Below are 21,615 nucleotides of genomic sequence, written 5' to 3'. Positions count from 1 at the left end.
CAACTCTATACGTATAACAACTGTACACTTAAAAATTGAGGAGACAAAAACATGAGACAACTTAAAATCACCAAGCAGGTAACCAATCGTGAGACTGCTTCATTAGACAAATATTTACAAGAAATTGGAAAAGTTGACCTAATTACCGCTGACGAAGAAGTAGAGTTAGCACAGAAGATTAAAGCCGGTGATCAAAGAGCATTAGAGAAATTAACAAAAGCCAATTTACGTTTCGTAGTATCAGTGGCAAAACAATATCAAAATCAAGGGTTAACACTTCCTGATTTAATAAACGAAGGAAATTTAGGTTTGATCAAAGCTGCACAACGTTTTGATGAAACACGTGGTTTCAAATTTATATCATACGCAGTTTGGTGGATTCGTCAATCGATTCTTCAAGCACTTGCAGAACAATCACGTATCGTTCGTTTACCGTTAAATAAAATTGGTTCTATCAATAAAATCAACAAGATGTATGCATTATTAGAGCAATCTAATGAGCGCCCACCGTCTGCTGAAGAAATTGCAAAAGAACTAGACATGACTGTTAATGACGTAAAAGAGTCTATGAAAAACTCTGGTCGTCACTTATCAATGGATGCACCTCTTGTAGAAGGAGAAGATTCAAACCTTTACGATGTATTACGTTCAGGTGAGTCACCAAACCCAGACAGAGAGTTAATTCACGAATCATTACGTACAGAAATCGAACGTTCATTAGAAACATTAACTCCAAGAGAGGCAGATGTAGTTCGTTTATACTTTGGTCTTGGAGACCAACACCCAATGACTCTAGAAGAAATTGGAGAAACTTTCGACTTAACTCGTGAGCGTGTACGTCAGATTAAAGAAAAAGCAATCCGTAGATTAAAACATACTTCAAGAAGTAAAATTCTTAAAACTTACTTAGGATAATAATATATATTTTCAGATTTAAGATTTCAAGTTGCTTTGAGTAACCTGAAATCTTAAACTTGAAATGTTTTTAACGCAAACAACAGTTTGATTGACTGTTCGTTTTTTGATTGATGATTGAAACTCCGGCTGATTACCGGAGTTTTATTTTTTTGTACTAGCCCTACTGCATTTTATAATTGGGCGTGCCCTTCCGTAAAAACTACAGGTCAGGCTTTCGTACTCGCTTTTTTTAAATAATTACACTCCGTTACATCATTAAAAAAAGAGCTCAAACAAATACTCAATCCTTCACGCAAAACACCCTCTATCTTCAAAAAATAATTTTCTTCACTAACTTAGTATAAAAGCTTGTGAATCTTTGCGGTTAAAATTCTACTTTTGCAAAAACAACACAACTACACAATGAAAAATACACTAATAGCACCGTCAGTTCTTGCAGCCGATTTTGCAAACTTACAACGTGATATCGAAATGATTAACAACAGTCAAGCCGACTGGTTTCATATTGACATTATGGATGGCGTTTTTGTTCCAAACATTTCTTTTGGAATGCCAGTTTTAGAAGCAATAAACAAACATGCTAATAAAACTATCGATGTTCACTTAATGATTATCGACCCTGATCGATACATTAAAACTTTTGCAGACTTAGGAGCAAATATATTAAGCGTGCATTATGAAGCTTGTACACATCTTCACAGAACCTTACAAGCCATAAAAGCTGAAGGTATGAAAGCTGGAGTAGCGATAAATCCGCATACAAACATTGACTTATTAGAAGATGTTATCAACGACATTGATTTGGTTTGCATCATGAGCGTAAATCCTGGTTTTGGTGGACAATCATTTATCGAAAATACGTACGCTAAAGTAAAAAAGCTAAAAGATTTAATCACTAGAAAAAACGCATCAACTATTATAGAAATCGATGGTGGTGTAACCAATAAAAATGCAAAAAAATTGGTAGAAGCCGGAGCTGATGTTCTAGTAGCTGGAAGTTTTGTTTTTAAAGCAGAAAATCCAACTGCAACAATTGCCGATTTAAAAGCACTGACTACTTTTTAAATTTTCAAAAGCAAATAAAAATACAAAAGCCGAAGATAAAATCTCTTCGGCTTTTTTTGTCAATTTTACTCAGAACTGTGAATTAGCTATAAACATTTTATTGATCTCATCCAACAATTCGATTTCATCTAGAGGAAGCAACTGAGTAACTACTTTTAGTAGTAACGCAATATCGATGGATGAATCTTTAACCCCATTTGAAATTTCAAGTTCTTCATGGTCTAACGCCAAGGTGCATAATTTAATCATATTAGAAATAATATATAAAAGTTCGCAATAACCTAATACTTTGATTTCTACGGCACAAACACCCTTTTTATCATTTGCAGGTTTTATTGTCGTGAAATATCTGTCGATTAATTGTCTAAAATCCTCCGATTTCATAATTTCATGTGCTTCCATAATTTTATTTTTATAGTTATCATAAAAGATAACCTGTTTAGGCAAATATATGACAAAATTTGAATTATCATAAAAGATAATCTATTTTGGAACAGAGCTTACAACAAAAAGTCGGAAAACGAATTCAAACAATTAGAATTGAGAAAAATATTTCTCAACAGGATTTAGCAGCAAAATGCAATTTTGAAAAAAGTAATATGTCAAGATTAGAAAAAGGAAATGCTAATGCAACGCTCTCAACTTTAGAGAAAGTATGCAATGCCCTACAAGTAGATTATATAGAATTATTTAAGTTTTAAAAAAGACCTAGTGGCCACGGAAAGAATTCGCATACTATCATTCGTTAAAATTCGTGTAATTACTTCATCAACTAGCGTAGCCAAAATTGTGTAAAAAAACAATTTAATCATATTAGTTCATCAAAGTTTTTGCCTTTCGATAACCAGTTAAACTAATGTTTCTGTGTTTCTTAAAAAATTTATTGAGATGACTTTCGTCAGAAAAACCAAATTCATCTACAATTTCATTGATCCTCATATCACTAAAACTTAATCGATGTTCTATCAATCTAATTTTATAATTTGAGATAAAAGACTGAATCGTTTCCCCACAATGATTCTTAAAATAACTCCCTAAATACGTATTAGATATATCAAATTTCTCTGCTATAGCTGAAGCCTTTAATTTTTGAGGACAAAAAATATTAGCCTGAATATAATTAATGATTTCAAGGATTCTTTTATCTGCATTTTCTTTTATACCAACAGGTTTTATCTTTGCTAGATTTCTCGCAGCAATTACAATCAATGCATTTACATAATGAGAAGCTAAATCTTCATCATAAATATCTTTATTTTCTATACTATGTATTAAAGATTCGGCTATAGACCTAACAAGGAACTCATCGGCTTTATTTTTTAAAATACAACCTGACAAATGTGTCGCATAATGCAATAAACATTCGATATGGTCAATACTTTTCGACTTATATTCTTTTACATACTCACTATTAACCTTAACTAATAAAAACTCAGTAGTCGTTACAGTATCAAACTTATGGAAATCATTTGGCGTAAGTAACATTAAATTTCCTGTTTGATAAGAGATACGATTGCCATTAATGTGAAGAAACCCATTTCCGGAAACTACATAAACCATCTGAAAGAAACTGAATTTAGAATCTACAATCGGACATTCGTTGATCTTCTTATAAATCACCTCAACAGATTGATGCATATTTTCTTTTCTCATCTTGTAAAGATACTTTATTATCATAAAATTATACTGAAAAAATAGCATTACTCAGTTTAATTTTGCTTTATATAAATAATACAAAATAATGAAGCAAAAATTCAACTTAAACAAAAATACAATTGCCTTAATCGCGATTTGTCTAGCTAATCTAATGTTCTCTTTAGAAATTTCAAGTGTTCCTGTAATCTTACCAACTCTCGAAAAAGTGCTAAATGCCAATCTCAGAGACATGCAATGGATAATGAATATATACACCATTGGCTGTACTGCTATTTTAATGGTTGCTGGAACCTTAGCGGATCGATATGGTCGAAAACACATTTTAATTATCACATTACTTTTATTTGGTGTTTTCTCCCTAATCTGTGGTTTAGCACAAAATACAGCGGTATTAATTATTAGTCGATTCTTTCAAGGGATAAGCGGTGGGGCTATGCTTATTTGTCAAGTAGCCACTTTATCATATCAATTTCAGGAAGGTAAAGAGCGTAGTAAAGCATTTGGTGCTTGGGGAATTATCCTTGGTATCGGATTAGGTTTTGGCCCTATTATTGGTGGTTTAATACTAGCTTTGTTATCATGGCAGTGGGTGTTTTTAATTCATGTTCCAATAGCTATTATCGCTGCTTTTCTTGTTTATAGCACTGTAAATGAATCAAAAGATTCTGAAACCAAAAAATTAGATATATGGGGAATGATTACATTATCTATCTCTATTTTCGGACTCACTTATTTCATTACCCAAGGCCCAAATTTAGGGTTCTTAAGTCCAATTGCCCTAGCTAGTATACTTATTGCCTTAATAAGTTTGATCCTTTTTATATGGGTCGAAAAAACAACTCCCTATCCCATGTTTGATTTTTCAGTATTTAAAATCAATACTTTTTCAGGAGCTATATTTGGTTCTATAGGCATGAATTTTAGTTTTTGGCCCTTTATAATTTATTTGCCAATTTATTTTCAAAGCTATTTGGGTTATGATGTTGTTACAGTAGGACTTTCTTTGCTTGCTTATACTTTACCAACTTTATTTATTCCTCCATTTGCTGAATATCTTTCGGTTAAATATCGCTCTGGCATTGTAATTCCTTTAGGACTATTTATTCTTGGATTAGGTTTTATCATGATGCGATATGGTAGCATTGCAGAAAATGCTAGCTGGATCACAATGCTACCCGGTTCCCTATTGGCTGGTATCGGACTAGGTTTAACCAATACTCCTGTAACTAATACAACCACAGGTTCAGTTTCAAGTAATCGAGCTGGTATGGCCTCTGGTATAGACATGAGCGCCCGAATGATTACGTTATCTCTTAATATTGCTTTAATGGGAGTTATATTAGTTGAAGGAATCTTATCTCATTTAACAACTTCTTTTTCAAAAGCATTAGAACCAGAAATTTTACGCTCGATAGCAGAAAAAATAGCTGTAGGAAATTTTTCTTCTCTCAATCAAGATTTTCCTGAGCTTGCAACCTTAGATTCTTCAGGGAAAATTGTACATGACGCTCTTGCTCATGGCTTTGACCTAGTCTTATTATATGGAGGTTTTGGTGTATGGATTTTAGCATTAATGAGTTATAAACTTTTCAATCCTAGGAATAGTGACAGATAACTTAATCTGCCTTTTTGTTACCCCAAAAAGGATTAGAATCAAGCCTCCATATGTAGGCAATCTGAAAATTTCCAGAGGACAATCCTATGTTACTAGTATTATTATCAGAAAATGAAGAAAAGATAAGATTATTAACATAGGATAAGCCTAGCGACCATTTTTCTTTATTATATCCTATTGCAACTCTTGGAAAGAATGTAGGATAGACTTCTATCTTTTTTTTACCAAAATCATTTATTTTTTCAGTCCCAAAATTAACTCCCATTGTTGCTGAACCACTAGCAAACCACTTTTCATTAATCGCCCAAGTATAAGCATAACCTCCACTTACACCAAACTGAAAATTCCGTAATGAGTTCTTATCCTTGTGTACAAAAGAACTATCTGAATCTATTTTTGTAAAATAAATTCCACCTCCAAGGAGAAAACTTCCTGCGGTTTTTAATTGCCTTTCATTTTGATTAAAAGCTGCTTTATAAGAGAATTTCTTGTTATTAAAAACATACTGCCCAAATGCTCCATATTGCTGAATTTTTAAATCTGGGTATAGCTGTATGTTTTTATCATTATCATCAGCAGTATAAAATCCACGATACTTTTGAACAAAAAGGTCAATTATAAACTTTCGCCCATAATTATGAATTTGAAAATCTAATGCTTTCGTTTTCCCTTTATCTTTATCCTTCATAAAATTTAAGCCGTATCCATAACTTAAATTAATTATAGTGTTATTTACAGACACTCCAAAACCTAAATTCATTGGTGTATTTGGCATAAATTTCTTTGTCTCGCCTCCTATGTTTTGTTCCATAGAAATAAACTTCATCGACTGATATATTCGAATAGAAAGATGATTTTCAAATGGTTTAATATAAGAAGTATCAACCTTAACCTGAGCTTGACTAAAATAAGGAAGAATAAATAAAAGTAAAAAATAAAAATATGTTTTCATTATGCTATAAAACGGAATTTATTGCCCCTTATTATTACGCAAAAGTATTCTTTAGAAAATATAAAAACTACACCTCTTAATTAAATCATATATCTTTTATACATACTTTAAATATGTGATTTCTGCGAATTAAACACTGCAATAATTTAATAAATGAATTCAACTTTACTCAAAAAACAGCTTATCATTATACTTTTATAATTTATTGAACTCGTTTTATTTTCATATTACAATTAAATTAGCATCTTAAATACTTACATTATGATTAAATCAATAATTCTATTATTTTTTTGTCTTCTATTAACCAGTTGTGATCCAATAAGAAATCTTAATTTCATAAACAAAACCGATTCAGATGTTAAAATTAAAATCAATCTAAATCCAGAAGCTAAAAGTTACACTTCGAGTGTTATAAAAGACAAATCAAATGGAGATTCTATTGTCTTCAATCTAAAACAAAAAAATACTGTAAAAATATCTTTTGGAGCTGGAGTTTGGTCTGATCCTATAATTGATGATTTTTCAAATTCAGTAAATACTATTGAGTTTGATACTAAAAACATCAAAACTATTTATAAAACTCCAGAGTCTGTAAAAAAACTCTTAAAAGACAACAAACATGGTTTTTTACACAAACATCGAGTCGACATAGATATTAATTAATAAATTACACACTTCTATAAAAGTATAAATCAGTATTATTATGTCTTGCATTATTTTAAAAAAGGAAGTTAACAAAACTATTTATTCCTAAATGTTTCCAGAAATCCAGTTTTATTTTGATTGGTATTCATACTTTTGAATTACATAAAACAGAGAGAACATGAAAATTTTAATAATAGAAGATGAGGCTGGTTTACGTGAAGTGGTACAACAATCACTTGAAAAAGAAAAATATATTGTCGAAACGGCATATGATTATATTTCTGGATTAGACAAACTAGGCGCATATGATTACGATTGTATTCTAATTGATATCATGCTACCAAACGGGAATGGCCTTGACTTACTTCTGGAAGTAAAAAGACAAAAAAAACAAAGTGCAGTTATTATTATTTCAGCAAAAGATGCTGTTGATGATAAAGTAAAAGGTTTAAACTTAGGAGCTGATGATTATTTAAGTAAGCCTTTTCATTTGTCAGAATTACATGCACGAATAAAATCAGCTATTCGCAGAAATAATTATAATGGAGATAATTTTATTACTTGGAAGAACGTAACTCTTTGCCCTGAACAACGAACCGTTACCATAGATAATAATGAACTAATCTTAAACAGAAAAGAATTTGACTTACTCTACTATTTTATAATAAATCCAAACCGATTAATTAATAAAACTGCGATAGCCGAATATGTTTGGGGCGACCACACCGATCAGGCAGACAATTTAGATTTTGTATATTCACAAATTAAAAATTTGCGAAAAAAACTAAAAGACAGTAATGCCGAAATTGATATTCAAGCAGTTTACGGAATTGGATACAAAATGAATTAATGAAATTACAAAATTATACCCTTCGTTATCTGGCACTTACGCTTCTTATTGTAATCCCAATCTGGGCAGGGATTTTTTATATGCTGATTTTAGATGAAGTACATGATAATATCGATGATGATTTAAAAAACTCTAAGATTATTATTATCCGTCACACTTTTGCCGACAAAAAATTATTAAATTCTCCAGAATTTGGTATCAACAAGTTTACTATAAAACCATTACCAAAAGGTAATTATTCTCGAAAAGATGAGTTTTCTACTTCTAAGGAATTCATGGAATATGATAATGATAACGAACCTATCAGGACATTAAAAACTATATTTAATGATGATAAAGGCAATCCTCATGAACTAATTATAAAAGCATCAATCGTTGAAGAAGATGAATTACTAGAAGATTTACTGCTTGCTTTAATTGGTTTATATGTTATGCTCGTAATTAGTATATTGGCAGTAAACCACTTGTTGTTAAAAAAAATATGGAAATCGTTTCATATCATTTTAGATAATCTTAAAGAAATTAAATTAGGAACTGGCAGCCGATTAAAACCTATAAATTCTCCTATCGATGAATTCAATATCTTAGCAAAAGAAGTAGAAAAAATGCTAAATCGCAATGAAACAATTTATTCTAGTCAAAAACAATTTATAGAGAATGCTTCTCATGAACTACAAACACCACTAGCAATTAGCATTAACAAACTCGAGTTATTTGCCGAAAATACCGTTCTTCCTGATGAACAAATGATGGAAATAGGAAAAATAACCGATACCTTAACTCGCTTAACAAGGTTGAATAAATCGTTATTAATGTTATCCAAAATAGAGAATCAACAGTATTCGGAAGAAGAAAATGTTAACTTTAATGAACTCATTTTATTACTAATTGACGACTACACAGATTTGGCTGATTTCAAAAAAGTAAAAATAACAGTCGTAGAAAATGATTCGTTATATTTTATGATGAACAAAGGATTGGCAATTGCATTGATTAGTAATTTATTAAAAAATGCCATAATACATAATCATCCAGATGGTTTTGTGAATTTCATAATAAATAAGAATGACATCATAATTTCGAACACTGGAAATAATCCTCCTTTAAATTCTGAATTAATTTTCGGAAGATTCTATCGCCATACCACAACAAATGAATCTACTGGTTTAGGTTTATCTATTGTAAAATCAATCATAAATAACTATTCGATTACTATAGAATATTCATTTACGGGAAATCATCAATTCAAAATCAACTTTCCTAAAAGTAGTCTTTTTTCTATGTTTTTCCTAATTGTTTCCAAATTCTAGTTGTACACTTGCATTAGAATTAAAAATAAATAATTATGAAAACTAAATTAAACTTGGCTATGTGCCTAATAGCAGGATTAGCATTTGGACTTTCTGCAAATGCACAAAAAACAGTAATCACTAAAACTGCACTACCTGCAAATGCTCAATCTTTTTTAAAAACCCATTTTGCAGGACAAGAGCCTACTTATATAATTGAGGACAAAGAAATGTTCTCTAAAGACTACAAAGTTCAGTTTGCTAATAATTTAGAAGTTGAATTTGATGGAAAAGGAAATTGGGAAGAAGTAGATGGAAATCATCAGGCTATTCCTATATCTGTAATTCCAAAAAAATTGTATCTTACATAAATACCAATTTTGCCAATACAACAATAACCAAAATTGACAAAGGTACTTGGGGTTACGAAGTAAACTTAAGTAACGGTTTAGAGCTAGAATTTAACTCTAAAGGTAATTTTATAAGAATCGATAATTAAGAATCAATAATTTAATACTTTAATCATGAAAAAATAATCTTATCAGGCTTTATTGCTTTAACGCTTTATTCTCAGCAACATCTTGTAGTAGTGATGATGATAATGATAATGACTACGAATCTGTAATTAGCGCTAAAGACTTACCTCAACCAGCAACAACATTTGTTACCTCATATTTCCCTACTGCTACTTATAAACTAATAAAAAAGCAAAACATTCCTGATTCTGATGGTTCTGTATATGATGTTTTATTGAGTAATAATTTTGAAATTGATTTTGATATAAACGGAAAATGGGTTGATATCGATGGAAATAACCAAGCAATTCCTGTTGAATTAATTCCTGAAAAAATCAATACTTATGTAAAGGAAAATTATCCTAATCAATCTGTAACAGCTATAGACAACGAAAAAACTCATATCGAAATAGAACTTTCTAATAATCTGGAACTTGTATTTGATCTTGAAGGAAATTTTATCCGAATAGATAAATAAAGATTGATTAAAAGCAAAATACCGCCTCATGGTTAGAGGCGGTATTTATTTACCAACAAAAATTAAAAACTAAAAAACATTTTTATAGGCTTTATTATTTTTATTTATAAATTAAGTACTGCTTTCTCATTTTTTAAAGGCTTGTAAACCTTCTTTCCAACTATTTCTTATCTCTTCTTCGGAGGTTCCTGCTTCTATCTGCTGTTGTAATTTTTCATTTCCTGCTCGTATTGAGAACTTTCTTTTATCAAAAAATTTAGATTTATCCGATGTTATTTGGTATGCTTTAATCAACCATTTGATTTCTAGTTTATCTATTTTAGGTATTGCCGATAAATCCTCTCCATTACACTCTACTCCATTATATAGAGGGTCTTTATCCCCAAAATTAGGCTTGGGAGTAAATGCAAAGTCACTTTTGGGCAAGTATGGAGATCCATAAATCTGAAATTGCTTTTCGGTTCCGCGTCCCATACTCACATTAGTTCCTTCAAAAAGACACAAACTAACATATAAATTAATCGATTGGTCGTTAGGCAAGTTTGGAGAAGGTCGTACAGGCAAACTATAACTCATACTTCTGTCATAATTTAAGCACGGAATAACCGTAAGTTCACATTGAATCCATCTTTTAACCATTTTTCTCCATTAATCATTTTGGCTTCTTCACCCAGAGTCATCCGTGAAGCAAAGGTGTTGGATGCATCCCAATCCCACTTTTAAAAACAATATCCAAAACTGGTCCATCTACAATACAATATTTGGATTTGGCCGATCCATTACTATCAACGGGACATTATTCTCTGCACATGCTTCCATTATTCTGTGCATTGTAGAAACGTATGTGTATAACCTTGTCCCACATCCTGTAAATCAAAATCATGACATCAATTCCTTTTAATTGTTCTCCACTTGGTTTGTTGTTTTTTCCGTAAAGGGAAACAATCGACAAACCTGTTTTTGAATCGATTTCATCAGATACGTGTTCGCCTGCATCGGCTGTCCTCGAAAGCCGTGCTCTGGTGCAAAAATGGTTTTATCTTTACTTTTTTCTCAACCAAAAAATCAACAAGATGGGTTTTCTTGTCAATAATTCCTGTTTGATTGGTTACTATACCGATAGTCTTCCTTTTAGTAAAGGCAAATATTCAGTATAATTTTCTGCTCCTGTCTTTATTTTTGCGCAAAAGAAACAGTTGTAATTAGTACGCATATTATGGTTAGTTTTTCATAGAGTTTATTTATTTTTTGCTACTCCCGATAGCTATCGAGAGTAAAGGATTATTTTTATCACTAATTTTTGCCTCTCGCAGATTTTGGAGATTTACATTATAATAAATTGTATCATGCAAATTTTACAGATTCTGGCAGATTTAATTTAAATTTTATAATCTGTGGCTAATCTTTCTTAATTATTTATTTGTTTCCAGATCTTCGGGCTAAAATCATCTTTATACATTAATTTATTGGTTCTGGTAGGATTTACGCGATTGGTAAGGATAATCAAAAACCTATCATTATTGGGATTTAAAAGAAAAACGTTCCTGTAAATCCTGTATGCCAAAATTGTTTTCTCATAAAACTCATCTGGTTTTCGTTTATCAAAACCAAGTCCTCGATAAATTCCCTTTTAGCAAGAGGTGATTTGTAAACGTGCAACTACCTTTGCTTTTAAAATTTGCTTCCCTGATACTTTCCTTTATTAAGCAACATTTGGCATATTACCGAGATTGATGTTGCATTTGCAAACAACCCTGCATTTCCGAAACTCCTCCTAAAATGGCTGCTGCCTCATCATGCACATATCCTTTAATCGTATCCTTTCTGAAAAAATTATCAACTTCTTGGAATAATATCTTGTTCTGAGTCCATTTTAGAGGATTATATCCAATTTTAAAATACCTAATTCGCTGTAAATCTCTTTGCCAATTCGTCAAGCTTCAACCTGTTTTGCTTCCATCATCTGTTGTGCAAGAATCAAATTTAAATCGCTGTATAAATAATTACTCTAGGATTCGTACTCGCCAAAGCTATTTTATCATAAACTGTTTATAGAATTCGGGATTCAACCACATATTTTATAAATCTGAATATAATTATCCTTGGGTTCAAATGTCAATACTTAGCATCGTAAATAATATTATTATTTACATGCATATTATCAAATGAGTCTGTATAATCCTCTGATTGCTGACTACTCAACAACGGCAATCCGTTTGAGGTAGAAAGCAAGCTTGATAAAAAACAATCCTGATTTTAACCCCGTAGTATGCGTCAACAATTCAAAAAGAGTTAAATTTCAATAGCAGTATTTTTATACACGCCAACTACATCTCCCAGTTTGTCTTCTAAGCTTATTTTATTTCTCCAACTAAATGCATTGCTATAAAGTTGCACCCAAAACTTTAGACATAGAAGCTAGATCGTACACATCATTGTTTTTACTAATTCAGTTTTTGAATAATCATGATATCATAATTTTTCAATACAAAGACTGAGTCTTTGCTTCTACAATAATTTGTGCTCCTGGGAAAAATCCTTTTTGAAGTGCATTATTCACCATTGAATCAATGTAAGCTTCATTTCGGTTTGTATCAAAGGCTCTTTTGTGTTTTTTAGGGAATGGCAACTAATCCTAAAAGGATCAAAAAACAGGTACGATTCTAACTCCTATTTTCTTCATTCCTCTTAAGGATAAATTCTTAAATCCTGACCTGCATAATAGGCTCATTATTTGTTCCTGTAATCAATCTTCACAGCTTTTACAGGTTGCTTTGGATATATGGAAGCATTTCCATAATCAAAACTATCCCTTTTTCAAAATCAATACCGTTATACGAATATTCTACATGCCCATCGTTGATAATAAATCTAGGATGATGCGGAATCCTGTCAATACATCAATTTTAGAAGAAGTAACTGGATTAGTAAAAGTGTATAAAATCCAGTCTCCATTTGCACACGGAGCATCTGTACGCAAATAGCTTTCTATATTATAATCTTCTAATCTTGTGAATGGAAATTTCGGGTTTTCAACCATAGATGAGGTTACTTTTACCTCAGGTTCTATATAAGGTGAGCAATTGAAATTTACTTTTGCAGCAGATTCTTTTGCTTCTTATTTTCAACGGTAACTCTAAACGATATGTGTTTTATCATTATAATTATCAATCACAATCGCAACGAGGTTTTGATTAATCCTATCTTCAGAATACTTTGTATTAATTTATCGTTTTCAAAAGCGAAACTGCTCTTATTACCCATTATTTGTTCCATCAGCTATTGGGTTAAAAGTTAAATACAAATTCCTTTTTTGTCAATATTCTCCGAAATATCCTCTGAATAGTTAAGGTTTCCACTTTTGAAGTAGTCAAGTTGCTACTGGTAGTTTCTCTACTTTACTGCTGGACTTGCTGTATCGTCATTAAAAAAGTACGAATTGGTATTGCTCATATCTTGTTTGAATTGGTTGTATACAATGGTGATTGTCTTGTAGGCTCGTTTCCTTGCGCATCATAACGTACAACCGCTCCTTCATAAGGTGTGTTCTGTATATTCCACTTTATAATTGCTGTAGTGGAAAATCTCTAAAAGCAATTCCCATATTGGCCAAACGTTGTAAATGACTATTGGTTAACCTGCTATAAAAATCATCCCAGTTTTTGTATTCCTTTTTAGACCATCCTATTTCTGACAAAGCACTAATTCTTGGGTAACTTTGATATTCCATAAATCGTGTCGGACGAAGATATTCGCTCCACAAAGCTCCTTGTACTCCTTTTATCAATTTTTGCTGCTCAGGAGTTAAGTCACTATCTGGAATTGGCTCGAATGAATAAGTGATTGCAGCCAGCGATGACCTCGCTCGTTTTCCGATTGTGCCATATCAAAATATAAATATTGTCCGGGCATCATAATGGTTTCATAACCTCTTTAGCCGATTCGATTCCGTAGTTTATTCCTTGCCAAGCACTAATTAAAGTATTTGGATTTATCTCTCCACCTTTTAAAATTTCATTCCAGCCATTTGTTTTTTTATGATATTTATCGACAATGGTTTGAACTCTTCTAAAGAAATAATTCTGAAGCTGAAAACTATCTGTAAATCCTTCTTTCGTCATCAAAGCCTGGCATTTTGGGCAATGTTCCCAATTGGCTCTGTTTACCTCATCTCAACATGAATATAATCAAAAGGAAATATTTCTGAGACCTCCCTAATAATAGAATCTAAAATTTGATAGTTTTCTTCGCGTCCTACACCATACATTTTTTACTTCTCCCTGAACACTTTTTGTTTCCTGAGTTGTAACACATCCTATTTCTGGATACGCTGCTGTTACTGCACGAGAATGTCCAGGGATTTCAATTTGGCATAATTGAGATTCCACGAGCTGCTGCATACGCCACTTCTTTCATATCGGCTTGCCATAACGTTTGTTTCCTGAACCGTACGATGGCAACAATACTTCGCCTGGTCCTCTCCAAGCTCCTTTTAAAGTTAAATCTGGCATTGATTTAATTTCGGCTCTCCAACCATTATCATCAGTAAGATGCCAATGAAAAACATTCATCTTATGTGCTGCCAACCAGTCAATGTAGTTCTTAACTGTTTCCTTATCAAAAAACTGTCTTGATACATCAAGCATCATCGCCATTCAAAACGAGGATAATCTTCTATTTTCACAAATGGTATTGTTCCTTTTTTCACCTCTTTGGCTGAACAAATCTGCAATAAAGTTTGAAGTCCATTTATGACTCCATTTGTGGATTTTCCTTTTATGAGAACTCCTTTTTTAGTTACGCTCAATTCATAACCATTAGGAAGATTTATTTTTTCATCTACTAAAAATGATATTCCGTCTCTTTTATTACCTTTCCCAATAGAAACAATCGGTTTAATTCCTGTATTTTTAAGAAAATTACTTCCTATATAATCTGCACTCTTTTGTATTTTTTTATCTACAACAATTTGTACCGATGATGGAATTACAAATGTTCCTTTCTGTTCTATTTTTACTGGCTGCGCCAGTTTCTGAGCTTGTAATACATTCAAGGAACTCAAGAAAACGGCAATTAGTAGCATGTTTTTTTTCATCTTTTCTGGTTTTTTTTTTGTTAAAATTGTATTGGAATGCTTTCCGTTTGTGTGGTACTCAAAGCGGTAATAGCATAGATATAGTTTTCAAAATTAGCATTTGGTATTTCTAATTTTGTAGCTGTGGTTACGTAGTAAATTCTCTGGATTAGAGAAATCGGTTATTTTTCGGAAATCTATAAATCACAAATTTTTTATTGTTTAATCCTGCCTTCCAAGTAAGCTGTCCTTTTTCCTCTTTGAGTAATCGAAGCACTTATTTGGCGGTTTTATTCTTGTGATTCTATTTGCTTCGGGTGTTAATGCGATATATTTATATTGTTTTTCGATAATAGGTTTTCTAAGTGTATCTCCCATCCTTTTAAATACATTTGCCGTAAAATGCATAGAACCATCTATCAATGGTAAGGCTCTAATCATTTCTATTTGTTTTACAATTTGATCAGGACTTCTCCATTCTACTTCTTTTGATGTTTTGGAAATCTTATACTCTCCATGACCGATATACATTTGCTCCATATTTGTGTTCTGCCCACCATTTTGCTAAAACTTCAAAATTTGCTCTATCAAAACCAATGTGCCAATACAGTTGAGGTGTTACATAGTCTATTTTCTTTCTGCCATTTTAAGATATTAGCATACAAATCATCATAATTTGTTGCTCCTGCCATAGTATTTGATCCTTGTGAATCTCTTGCTATATTTCGCCATACCCCAAAAGGTGAAATTCCAAATTCGACCTCTGGTTTATTTGCAATTATTGTATCTCTTATTTGCTTGATTATTAAATCGACATTGTCTCTTCTCCAATCGTCTTTGTCTTTAAATTGTCGAGGTTCTTTGGCAAATGCAACTTGGTCTGGGAATTCTTTTCATTTTTATATGGATAAAAATATCATCCATATGTATCGCCTGAATATCATAATTTCGAACTATTTCGCCCACTACTGAAGCTACAAATCTCTGGTTTTTTGTAACCGGATTAAAATATCTAGTTTTTCCGTAAGTAAGGAATAACTCTGGTTTCTTAAAATACAAATGTTTTTGGAAAGTACATCCTTGGTTGTGTCTTTCTGTACACGATATGGATTTAGCCAAACGTGAACACTCATCCCTCTTTTTCCTGCTTCATCTATCATTAACGGGTGCCACTCCTTGCGTTCCAGTTATCCAATGTGACGCTGCTCTTTTGTAGATTTATAATAAGCATCGGCCGTAGGACGAATTTGAAAAACTACTGTATTTAGATTATATGATCGTAAATTATCTAAAATTGTTATCATTTCAGCTTTCATTTCTTCTGAAAGCCCTGGTTTTGATGGCCAATCTATATTATCGACGGTATCAAGCGGCCCGCATTTCTCTTTTTGCTGGTTGTTGTCCAAAAAGATTGGCTTGAATCAGCAATACTAGAATTAAAATTTTTAAGGTTTCATAAATTCTATTTTTGGTTTGTTAATATATATATTTCTTTAGCGGAGGATTTAACCGCAAAGCTTTCTATTTAATCCTTTAATCTGTGGCAAAAAATTAACCGCAGAGCTCGCAAAGGTTTCATTTAATCTATATAATCTTTTATTTTCTCTCTCGCAGATTTGGCAGATTAAGCAGATTTAATTCATGTAATTGCTTATCCTGTTTGCTTTCACTCGGGTCATGATAAAAAAACAACCGCAACTTTCGAAAGTTTTTCCCCAATATTGTCATTTCGACGAAACAACTTACTCTAAAATATATTCCTCCTTCTATAAGCGATGTCCATACTCTTCCTTGATCATCAATTGAAAATCCATTTATGCTGGAGCTTCCTAAATTAATTTGTTTTAGAATCTCAAATTTCCCTGCATCTACAATAACAAACTTCCCTTTCGGCTTCCTATGTATATTTATTGTTGTTTTCAAAATATGGTGCAGGATTGTGTTCATATCCAAGCTTTAAGTCCAAAACTTTACTTTGATTAATCAAATTTTCTCCGTTAATTCTAAATTATCATTAAGGGGCAATCTCAAAAGTTCCCCATTCATTGTTTTTGCATAAAACCACTTTCCATCTTGACTTTCGATTCTCTAACTTTCCATTTGGAGGTTCTTAAAAGTGTTTTAAGAATCGTTCGGGTGTCACAAAATAAAGTCTATTTTTTGATGAGACTACATTTATATTTCCTGCTGAATACAAAACTTGCTTTTCATTTCCATTATTATTTCCAATAAGTTTTATCCCATGCTCCAAAAATAATTTTATCATCTTGTATTAAAGGAGTTCCTTGCGAATACGATTGTGGCAAGTTATTCTTCCAAATTACCTTACCACTAACAGCATCTATGCAAATAAAAGCTGTTGAACTTGCTGTATAAATTTTATTGTTTTCTGCAATTGGTGAACCTACCAATACTCCGCCAACTGGTATGTTCCATTTTTGTTTACCAGACGCTGCATCAAATCCTAACAAGTTTCCTTCTATCGTACCAATAACAAGAATATTTTTTACAATAATTGGTGAGAAATAGATCGCGTTTCCTGTTTCTGTTTTCCAATTCAGCACTTTATTTTCAAATTAATCGATTGTATCTCACCAATAGAATTAGTAAAATAAAGACTTTTTTTATCAAAACATGGAACTATAAACTGATGCAATATCTTTTATGAATGAGAGAAATTAGTTTCTAAATTATCTTTTGGAATTTCAATTTTTGAAGGTTTAGTAGGAACTGAAAATTTAAAAACACCTTGTTTTTGCTATCTCTTTCTGATAAATACTAATACTATCGTTATTGATGATTACCTCGTTATAACTTCTTGTTTTACCATCGCGAGAAGTAATAGATGCTCCCATGATACCACTCAATCCTGAAAAATCATATTTTTTAACCATGACCACACTTGCAACTGTTGGGTATTTTCTAAAACTGAAAGAACTTATAAACACTATTATCTAGTGGATAATTTCAGAACTTTTTATTGCTATTTTTAAGACTGTCTTTTAGTGTTTTATTAACCAACATCTTCATCTTCCCATCTTTTTCATATATGGTCCACACGGAAATCCGATAAAAAGGTAATCTCCTTTTGAGAAAACAAATCGATCGTCGCCCCATATTTTTTTATAAGTCAAACCAGCACTTTCGCTCCAATTTGTTTCATGATTTCCAGAAATTACATAATACGGAATTTTTAAATTGCCCAAAATAGAATGTACTTGTTTTAGTTCATCATCTGCACCACGATTTGTTAAATCCCCCGTACAACAAATTCATTATCCGAATTATTAATTTCTTTTAATATTTGCAGTAAAAAATCATTTTCGTTCCCCACTGAAACATGCAAATCTGTAAGTTGTACAAACTTAATATTTTCTGATTTTTCTGTCTTTTGAGAAAACCCTGATGCAATTATAAAAAGCAATAATATTATGGAAAGTGAATGTTTCATAAGCAATTATTAATCTATTGGTTGTTATTATTGTGTTAGACGCACTGCGGTGGGTATCTACACTGTACACCTAATATGCGTATCTATAAACCCTTGAACCTTTTTCTCACGCAGATTTAGCAGATTTAGCAGATTGAATTCGTGGTAAAAAAAATCTTTTAATCCTTTATGTTAGACGCACTGCGATGCGTTTATATGCATATCAATAGGGAACCTTTGAACCTTTTTTTCTCTGTCCCTTTGAACTTATTTCACAAACTATTAAAAAAATTATTAAAAAACAGTAATTGAAATTTAAGGAGTTTCCCAATATTCAATATTATGTTTCCCTGGACGTTCTATATAGTCATGATTTATTTTTAGACTGAGCATCTTTGTATGAAGTTCTCTGTTTACGTCAATAAAAAAATCATCAACACCACAATCAATATAAGATTTAGCTTATTACTTTCTACTAATTTGTGTTTAACTGTTATAGAACCCAATCGTTTTTTATATCCCATTTTTCAGGAAATGGACGAAAATCTACTCCTCCGCTCATACTCCCTGCAGCTCCAAACACTTCTTGATGCTTAAACGAAAGATACAATGCGCCATGTCCGCCCATGCTAAGACCTGATATAGCACGGCCTTCACGACTTGTAATCGTTTTGTAATTTTTGTCTATGAAAGGAACTAGCTCATCAATGACATAAGTTTCATATTTAAAAGTTGTGTCAATCGGACTATCAAAAATTTCCATCAACGCCTATTACTATAAATCCATATTTATCAACCAGTTGCCCAACCTCTTTAAAACTTTTTACCCAAGTTGCATAATTTCCGCTATACCCATGAAGCAGATAAACTACTGGTAATTTCTTCTTGCTTTTTTTATAATTATCAGGAACTACACACGTTTATATTTTTATTCATCGAAGTACTAAACACTTGTATAGTATCAATCTTGGCTGCTTTGGCAGAAAAAAATGCGAAAACTAAGAGAGCTATATAGATTGTTTTTTTCATAGAATTATAGTTTCTTTTGGTTAAAAAAGGCAATAGCTTTTCTTCAAAATGTATGAGATTTTTTATTTCTGATACCTTTTGACAAAATATAAAATTTATATTCGAGAAATTTATTTCAAACAATCCCTCAAAATCGTCACTGGATGCATTGCTTTTCTATTGGTTCCGTCAAAAATCTGATGGCGGCAACTCGTTCCTGCAGCTGCAATTGCAGTTGTTTGGTTGAACGTATCTTTGGGAACAAAGTATCTTCACCCATTTGCATACTGATTTCGTAATGCTCTTTTTCATATCCAAAGGAACCTGCCATACACAACAACCTGAATTATAAATTTTAGGTACGTTTAGCATTGCAAATGAAGCTTCAACAGTACTCAATGATTTTTGATGACAATGTCCGTGAATTTTAATTGTTTTCTACATCCGAAAATTGTCCAGAATGGATTTTTCCTGTTGCAATTTCTTTCTTAAGAACTCTTCGATAGTAAATGTATTTTTCGATAATTTTTCAGCGCTTTCTTTGCCAATCGAATGTATTCGTCTCTAAAAGTTAATATTGCTGAGGGTTCAATTCCTGTGTTTTCTGAAATTAAATCCTTGAAGATACCCACGTTTTTATTGGCTATATCTTGTGCTTCTTCCAAGAATCCTTTTGATATAAAAGCTCTTCCGCTTTCCTCGTGATCTATTACAATCACTTCATAACCTAATCCTGTCAGTAATTCATAGGCATCTATCCCAACTGAAACATCATAATAATTGGTAAACTCATCGCAAAAAAGATAGACTTTTCCGTTTGTAAAAGAATTGCTTCCTGCTATTTTTTTATTTTTTTCGTACCATTTTCTAAAAGTCGTTGGCGCTAATAATGGAACCTGTCTTTGGGATGCAATTCCCATACTTTTTTTAACCAAAGCTAGATTGGCTACAAAATTAGTCATAGACGGTGCTATACTCCCGAGTTTATTAAGTTTTGAATTGCGGACAGAAAATCCATTTGCTTTTTGATATTGGTATAAAAACTCGATTTTAAAGTCGCTACATCTACGTTACTTGGACACTCGCTTGCACAGGCTTTACAGCTCACACACAACTCAAATACCTTATATAATTTCGTGATCAAATTTATTATCTTTCTCTGAATGAGTTAGATATTCTCTCAACGCATTGGCTCTGGCACGAGTAGTATCTTTTTCATTTCTAGTAGCTCGATAACTCGGACATAAAGTTCCTCCCGCTGAAGGTAATTTTCTACAATCACCTGAACCATTGCATTTTTCGGCAGCACGCAAAATCCCCATGCTATCCGAGAAATCCTGAATTGTTTTTATATCTGGCTCTACTCTACCCGCTTCTACACGAAGGTTTTCATCCATCTTCACAATTTTTCCAACATTCAAAATTGTATCTGGATCAAAAGCGCTTTTGATTCGTTTTAATAATTCATAATTTATCATAAAAGGTAAAAACTCTCCACGAACTATTCCGTCTCCATGCTCTCCACTCAATGAACCTCTATATTTTTCACCAAAAATAGCCACTTCGGTAGCAATGTTTCTAAATTGGTGTAATCCTTCTTTTGTTTTTAAATTTAAAAACTGGACGCAAGTGAATTTCTCCTGCACCTGCATGTGCATAATAAATAGCACTTTGTCCATGACTTTCCATCATGGCAGAGAAATCAGCGATATAATTAGGCAAATCACTTAGTTCTACAGCTGTATCTTCAATAGAGTCAGCTGCTTTATCATCACCTACAATACTTCCTAAAAGTCCAAGTCCTGCTTTTCGTAATTCGTTTATTTTATCAATATCGGCTCCATAAATTTTAGGCAAAGCGTACCCAAAATTATTTTCCTCAAGGTCTTTTATCAAGGCATCTGCCTGTAATTCGGCATCTTCCATACTATGATGCGATCCTACTTCGAGCATGATAACTGCCTTAGGTTCTCCTACAATAAAAAACCTGTTTTTTGCTTGTTCTCTATTTGTTTTGGTACAATCTAATATCGTATCATCCATCATTTCACAGGTGTACAAATGATGCTTCATAGCAGTAACTACAGCTTCTAAACTTTCTTGAATAGTATGAAAATGTG

At 32.2% G+C, this 21,615-nt stretch carries 25 protein-coding genes and 4 pseudogenes; 9 read left to right on the top strand and 20 right to left on the bottom strand.

Annotation, left to right across the window (positions count from 1 at the left end; genetic code table 11):
• Positions 1–51 precede the first annotated feature (51 nt).
• The gene (locus tag EAG11_RS00130; protein WP_026707723.1) at positions 52–915 is read left to right on the top strand and encodes an RNA polymerase sigma factor RpoD/SigA; all 864 of its coding nucleotides are present in this window, start codon (positions 52–54) and stop codon (positions 913–915) included.
• Between the two features lie 405 nt (positions 916–1,320).
• Complete coding sequence (gene rpe, locus EAG11_RS00125) at positions 1,321–1,983, top strand: ribulose-phosphate 3-epimerase (RefSeq protein WP_129537331.1); 663 nt, start codon at positions 1,321–1,323, stop codon at positions 1,981–1,983.
• A 69-nt stretch (positions 1,984–2,052) separates the two neighbouring features.
• Here the strand turns inward: rpe and EAG11_RS00120 are convergent, their stop codons facing one another.
• Complete coding sequence (locus EAG11_RS00120; protein ID WP_242499233.1) at positions 2,053–2,385, bottom strand: hypothetical protein; 333 nt, start codon at positions 2,383–2,385, stop codon at positions 2,053–2,055.
• Positions 2,386–2,471: 86 nt separating this feature from the next.
• Between EAG11_RS00120 and EAG11_RS00115 the strand changes: the two genes are divergently transcribed.
• A complete protein-coding gene (locus EAG11_RS00115; RefSeq protein WP_207209613.1) occupies positions 2,472–2,684 on the top strand; it encodes a helix-turn-helix domain-containing protein in 213 nt (70 codons plus the stop codon).
• Between the two features lie 112 nt (positions 2,685–2,796).
• On the opposite strand, the gene EAG11_RS00110 is transcribed toward EAG11_RS00115, so the two are convergent.
• Positions 2,797–3,636 (bottom strand): AraC family transcriptional regulator, encoded by an 840-nt coding sequence (locus tag EAG11_RS00110; RefSeq protein ID WP_129537329.1) that lies wholly within the window; start codon positions 3,634–3,636, stop codon positions 2,797–2,799.
• An 88-nt stretch (positions 3,637–3,724) separates the two neighbouring features.
• On the opposite strand from EAG11_RS00110, the gene EAG11_RS00105 reads away from it, so the two are divergent.
• Positions 3,725–5,254 (top strand): MFS transporter, encoded by a 1,530-nt coding sequence (locus tag EAG11_RS00105; RefSeq protein WP_129537328.1) that lies wholly within the window; start codon positions 3,725–3,727, stop codon positions 5,252–5,254.
• Position 5,255: 1 nt separating this feature from the next.
• On the opposite strand, the gene EAG11_RS00100 is transcribed toward EAG11_RS00105, so the two are convergent.
• On the bottom strand, positions 5,256–6,206 hold the full coding sequence (locus EAG11_RS00100) for a DUF4421 family protein (protein WP_129537327.1): 951 nt from the start codon (positions 6,204–6,206) through the stop codon (positions 5,256–5,258).
• 261 nt (positions 6,207–6,467) lie between these two features.
• Here EAG11_RS00100 and EAG11_RS00095 point away from each other — a divergent pair, with 261 nt between their 5' ends.
• The 5 genes and pseudogenes from EAG11_RS00095 to EAG11_RS21600 all read left to right on the top strand — a co-directional run bounded on the left by EAG11_RS00095 (position 6,468) and on the right by EAG11_RS21600 (position 9,983).
• Entirely contained in the window at positions 6,468–6,869 is a 402-nt protein-coding gene (locus tag EAG11_RS00095) for a hypothetical protein (RefSeq protein ID WP_129537326.1), read from the top strand.
• 160 nt (positions 6,870–7,029) lie between these two features.
• Positions 7,030–7,701: a response regulator transcription factor gene (locus EAG11_RS00090; protein ID WP_129537325.1), complete on the top strand. Its 672-nt coding sequence runs from the start codon at positions 7,030–7,032 to the stop codon at positions 7,699–7,701.
• The gene (locus EAG11_RS00085; RefSeq protein WP_129537324.1) at positions 7,701–9,011 is read left to right on the top strand and encodes a cell wall metabolism sensor histidine kinase WalK; all 1,311 of its coding nucleotides are present in this window, start codon (positions 7,701–7,703) and stop codon (positions 9,009–9,011) included. Before EAG11_RS00090 ends, EAG11_RS00085 begins: the two co-directional genes overlap by 1 nt.
• 35 nt (positions 9,012–9,046) lie before the next feature.
• Positions 9,047–9,489 (top strand): annotated as a pseudogene (locus EAG11_RS00080) (PepSY-like domain-containing protein).
• Positions 9,490–9,740: 251 nt separating this feature from the next.
• Complete coding sequence (locus EAG11_RS21600) at positions 9,741–9,983, top strand: PepSY-like domain-containing protein (protein ID WP_164998634.1); 243 nt, start codon at positions 9,741–9,743, stop codon at positions 9,981–9,983.
• A 100-nt stretch (positions 9,984–10,083) separates the two neighbouring features.
• Here the strand turns inward: EAG11_RS21600 and EAG11_RS22705 are convergent.
• The 17 genes and pseudogenes from EAG11_RS22705 to EAG11_RS00005 form a co-directional block, all read right to left on the bottom strand.
• Positions 10,084–11,196, bottom strand: a pseudogene (locus tag EAG11_RS22705) (exo-beta-N-acetylmuramidase NamZ domain-containing protein).
• A 508-nt stretch (positions 11,197–11,704) separates the two neighbouring features.
• A complete protein-coding gene (locus EAG11_RS00065; RefSeq protein ID WP_129537322.1) occupies positions 11,705–11,920 on the bottom strand; it encodes a hypothetical protein in 216 nt (71 codons plus the stop codon).
• Between the two features lie 908 nt (positions 11,921–12,828).
• On the bottom strand, positions 12,829–13,023 hold the full coding sequence (locus EAG11_RS00060; RefSeq protein ID WP_129537321.1) for a hypothetical protein: 195 nt from the start codon (positions 13,021–13,023) through the stop codon (positions 12,829–12,831).
• 522 nt (positions 13,024–13,545) lie between these two features.
• Positions 13,546–13,770 carry a family 20 glycosylhydrolase gene (locus EAG11_RS22550; protein ID WP_256387076.1) on the bottom strand — a complete coding sequence of 75 codons (225 nt, stop codon included), beginning with the start codon at positions 13,768–13,770 and terminating at the stop codon, positions 13,546–13,548.
• 124 nt (positions 13,771–13,894) lie between these two features.
• On the bottom strand, positions 13,895–14,104 hold the full coding sequence (locus tag EAG11_RS22545; protein WP_256387089.1) for a family 20 glycosylhydrolase: 210 nt from the start codon (positions 14,102–14,104) through the stop codon (positions 13,895–13,897).
• A 291-nt stretch (positions 14,105–14,395) separates the two neighbouring features.
• On the bottom strand, positions 14,396–14,638 hold the full coding sequence (locus tag EAG11_RS00045) for a family 20 glycosylhydrolase (RefSeq protein WP_129537318.1): 243 nt from the start codon (positions 14,636–14,638) through the stop codon (positions 14,396–14,398).
• Complete coding sequence (locus EAG11_RS00040; RefSeq protein WP_129537317.1) at positions 14,629–15,078, bottom strand: glycoside hydrolase family 20 zincin-like fold domain-containing protein; 450 nt, start codon at positions 15,076–15,078, stop codon at positions 14,629–14,631. The genes EAG11_RS00045 and EAG11_RS00040 overlap by 10 nt, the downstream gene beginning before the upstream one ends.
• Positions 15,079–15,279: 201 nt before the next feature.
• A complete protein-coding gene (locus tag EAG11_RS22000) occupies positions 15,280–15,597 on the bottom strand; it encodes a hypothetical protein (RefSeq protein ID WP_242499230.1) in 318 nt (105 codons plus the stop codon).
• 47 nt (positions 15,598–15,644) lie between these two features.
• Positions 15,645–15,875, bottom strand: a pseudogene (locus tag EAG11_RS21995) (family 10 glycosylhydrolase); the annotation flags it as partial.
• A 369-nt stretch (positions 15,876–16,244) separates the two neighbouring features.
• Positions 16,245–16,463 carry a family 10 glycosylhydrolase gene (locus EAG11_RS21990; protein WP_242499229.1) on the bottom strand — a complete coding sequence of 73 codons (219 nt, stop codon included), beginning with the start codon at positions 16,461–16,463 and terminating at the stop codon, positions 16,245–16,247.
• A 190-nt stretch (positions 16,464–16,653) separates the two neighbouring features.
• Positions 16,654–17,004, bottom strand: a complete 351-nt coding sequence (locus EAG11_RS00030) for a hypothetical protein (RefSeq protein ID WP_129537316.1) — start codon at positions 17,002–17,004, stop codon at positions 16,654–16,656.
• Positions 17,005–17,276: 272 nt separating this feature from the next.
• On the bottom strand, positions 17,277–17,621 hold the full coding sequence (locus EAG11_RS00025) for a PQQ-binding-like beta-propeller repeat protein (protein ID WP_129537315.1): 345 nt from the start codon (positions 17,619–17,621) through the stop codon (positions 17,277–17,279).
• 174 nt (positions 17,622–17,795) lie between these two features.
• Positions 17,796–17,951 carry a hypothetical protein gene (locus tag EAG11_RS21595; protein WP_164998633.1) on the bottom strand — a complete coding sequence of 52 codons (156 nt, stop codon included), beginning with the start codon at positions 17,949–17,951 and terminating at the stop codon, positions 17,796–17,798.
• Positions 17,952–18,083: 132 nt separating this feature from the next.
• A complete protein-coding gene (locus EAG11_RS00020; RefSeq protein ID WP_129537314.1) occupies positions 18,084–18,329 on the bottom strand; it encodes a metallophosphoesterase in 246 nt (81 codons plus the stop codon).
• Positions 18,308–18,508, bottom strand: coding sequence for a hypothetical protein (locus EAG11_RS00015; RefSeq protein ID WP_129537313.1), 201 nt, complete (start codon positions 18,506–18,508; stop codon positions 18,308–18,310). The genes EAG11_RS00020 and EAG11_RS00015 overlap by 22 nt, the downstream gene beginning before the upstream one ends.
• 472 nt (positions 18,509–18,980) lie before the next feature.
• Positions 18,981–19,250: an alpha/beta hydrolase family protein gene (locus EAG11_RS21985; protein ID WP_242499227.1), complete on the bottom strand. Its 270-nt coding sequence runs from the start codon at positions 19,248–19,250 to the stop codon at positions 18,981–18,983.
• A 376-nt stretch (positions 19,251–19,626) separates the two neighbouring features.
• Positions 19,627–21,613 (bottom strand): annotated as a pseudogene (locus EAG11_RS00005) (FAD-binding and (Fe-S)-binding domain-containing protein); the annotation flags it as partial.
• Positions 21,614–21,615: the final 2 nt, after the last annotated feature.

It is taken from the genome of Flavobacterium sp. 140616W15 (assembly GCF_003668995.1).
Lineage (GTDB): Bacteria > Bacteroidota > Bacteroidia > Flavobacteriales > Flavobacteriaceae > Flavobacterium.
Note: the sequence above shows the minus strand (reverse complement) of the source record. Positions and strands in the feature narration are given on the sequence as shown.

Excerpts from the sequence above, each read along its gene's own strand:
- EAG11_RS00130 (WP_026707723.1), top strand. The coding sequence starts at position 52 with ATGAGACAACTTAAAATCACCAAGCAGGTAACCAATCGTGAGACTGCT.
- EAG11_RS21985 (WP_242499227.1), bottom strand. The coding sequence starts at position 19,250 with ATGGAAATTTTTGATAGTCCGATTGACACAACTTTTAAATATGAAACT.
- EAG11_RS00030 (WP_129537316.1), bottom strand. The coding sequence starts at position 17,004 with ATGAACACAATCCTGCACCATATTTTGAAAACAACAATAAATATACAT.
- EAG11_RS00085 (WP_129537324.1), top strand. The coding sequence starts at position 7,701 with ATGAAATTACAAAATTATACCCTTCGTTATCTGGCACTTACGCTTCTT.
- EAG11_RS00105 (WP_129537328.1), top strand. The coding sequence starts at position 3,725 with ATGAAGCAAAAATTCAACTTAAACAAAAATACAATTGCCTTAATCGCG.
- EAG11_RS00095 (WP_129537326.1), top strand. The coding sequence starts at position 6,468 with ATGATTAAATCAATAATTCTATTATTTTTTTGTCTTCTATTAACCAGT.
- EAG11_RS00120 (WP_242499233.1), bottom strand. The coding sequence starts at position 2,385 with ATGGAAGCACATGAAATTATGAAATCGGAGGATTTTAGACAATTAATC.
- EAG11_RS00015 (WP_129537313.1), bottom strand. The coding sequence starts at position 18,508 with ATGAAACATTCACTTTCCATAATATTATTGCTTTTTATAATTGCATCA.
- EAG11_RS00045 (WP_129537318.1), bottom strand. The coding sequence starts at position 14,638 with ATGGCGATGATGCTTGATGTATCAAGACAGTTTTTTGATAAGGAAACA.
- EAG11_RS22000 (WP_242499230.1), bottom strand. The coding sequence starts at position 15,597 with ATGGAGCAAATGTATATCGGTCATGGAGAGTATAAGATTTCCAAAACA.
- EAG11_RS00110 (WP_129537329.1), bottom strand. The coding sequence starts at position 3,636 with ATGAGAAAAGAAAATATGCATCAATCTGTTGAGGTGATTTATAAGAAG.
- EAG11_RS21595 (WP_164998633.1), bottom strand. The coding sequence starts at position 17,951 with ATGGTTAAAAAATATGATTTTTCAGGATTGAGTGGTATCATGGGAGCA.
- EAG11_RS00100 (WP_129537327.1), bottom strand. The coding sequence starts at position 6,206 with ATGAAAACATATTTTTATTTTTTACTTTTATTTATTCTTCCTTATTTT.
- EAG11_RS00090 (WP_129537325.1), top strand. The coding sequence starts at position 7,030 with ATGAAAATTTTAATAATAGAAGATGAGGCTGGTTTACGTGAAGTGGTA.
- EAG11_RS00060 (WP_129537321.1), bottom strand. The coding sequence starts at position 13,023 with ATGGTTGAAAACCCGAAATTTCCATTCACAAGATTAGAAGATTATAAT.
- EAG11_RS00040 (WP_129537317.1), bottom strand. The coding sequence starts at position 15,078 with ATGAAAAAAAACATGCTACTAATTGCCGTTTTCTTGAGTTCCTTGAAT.
- rpe (WP_129537331.1), top strand. The coding sequence starts at position 1,321 with ATGAAAAATACACTAATAGCACCGTCAGTTCTTGCAGCCGATTTTGCA.
- EAG11_RS22545 (WP_256387089.1), bottom strand. The coding sequence starts at position 14,104 with ATGACGAAAGAAGGATTTACAGATAGTTTTCAGCTTCAGAATTATTTC.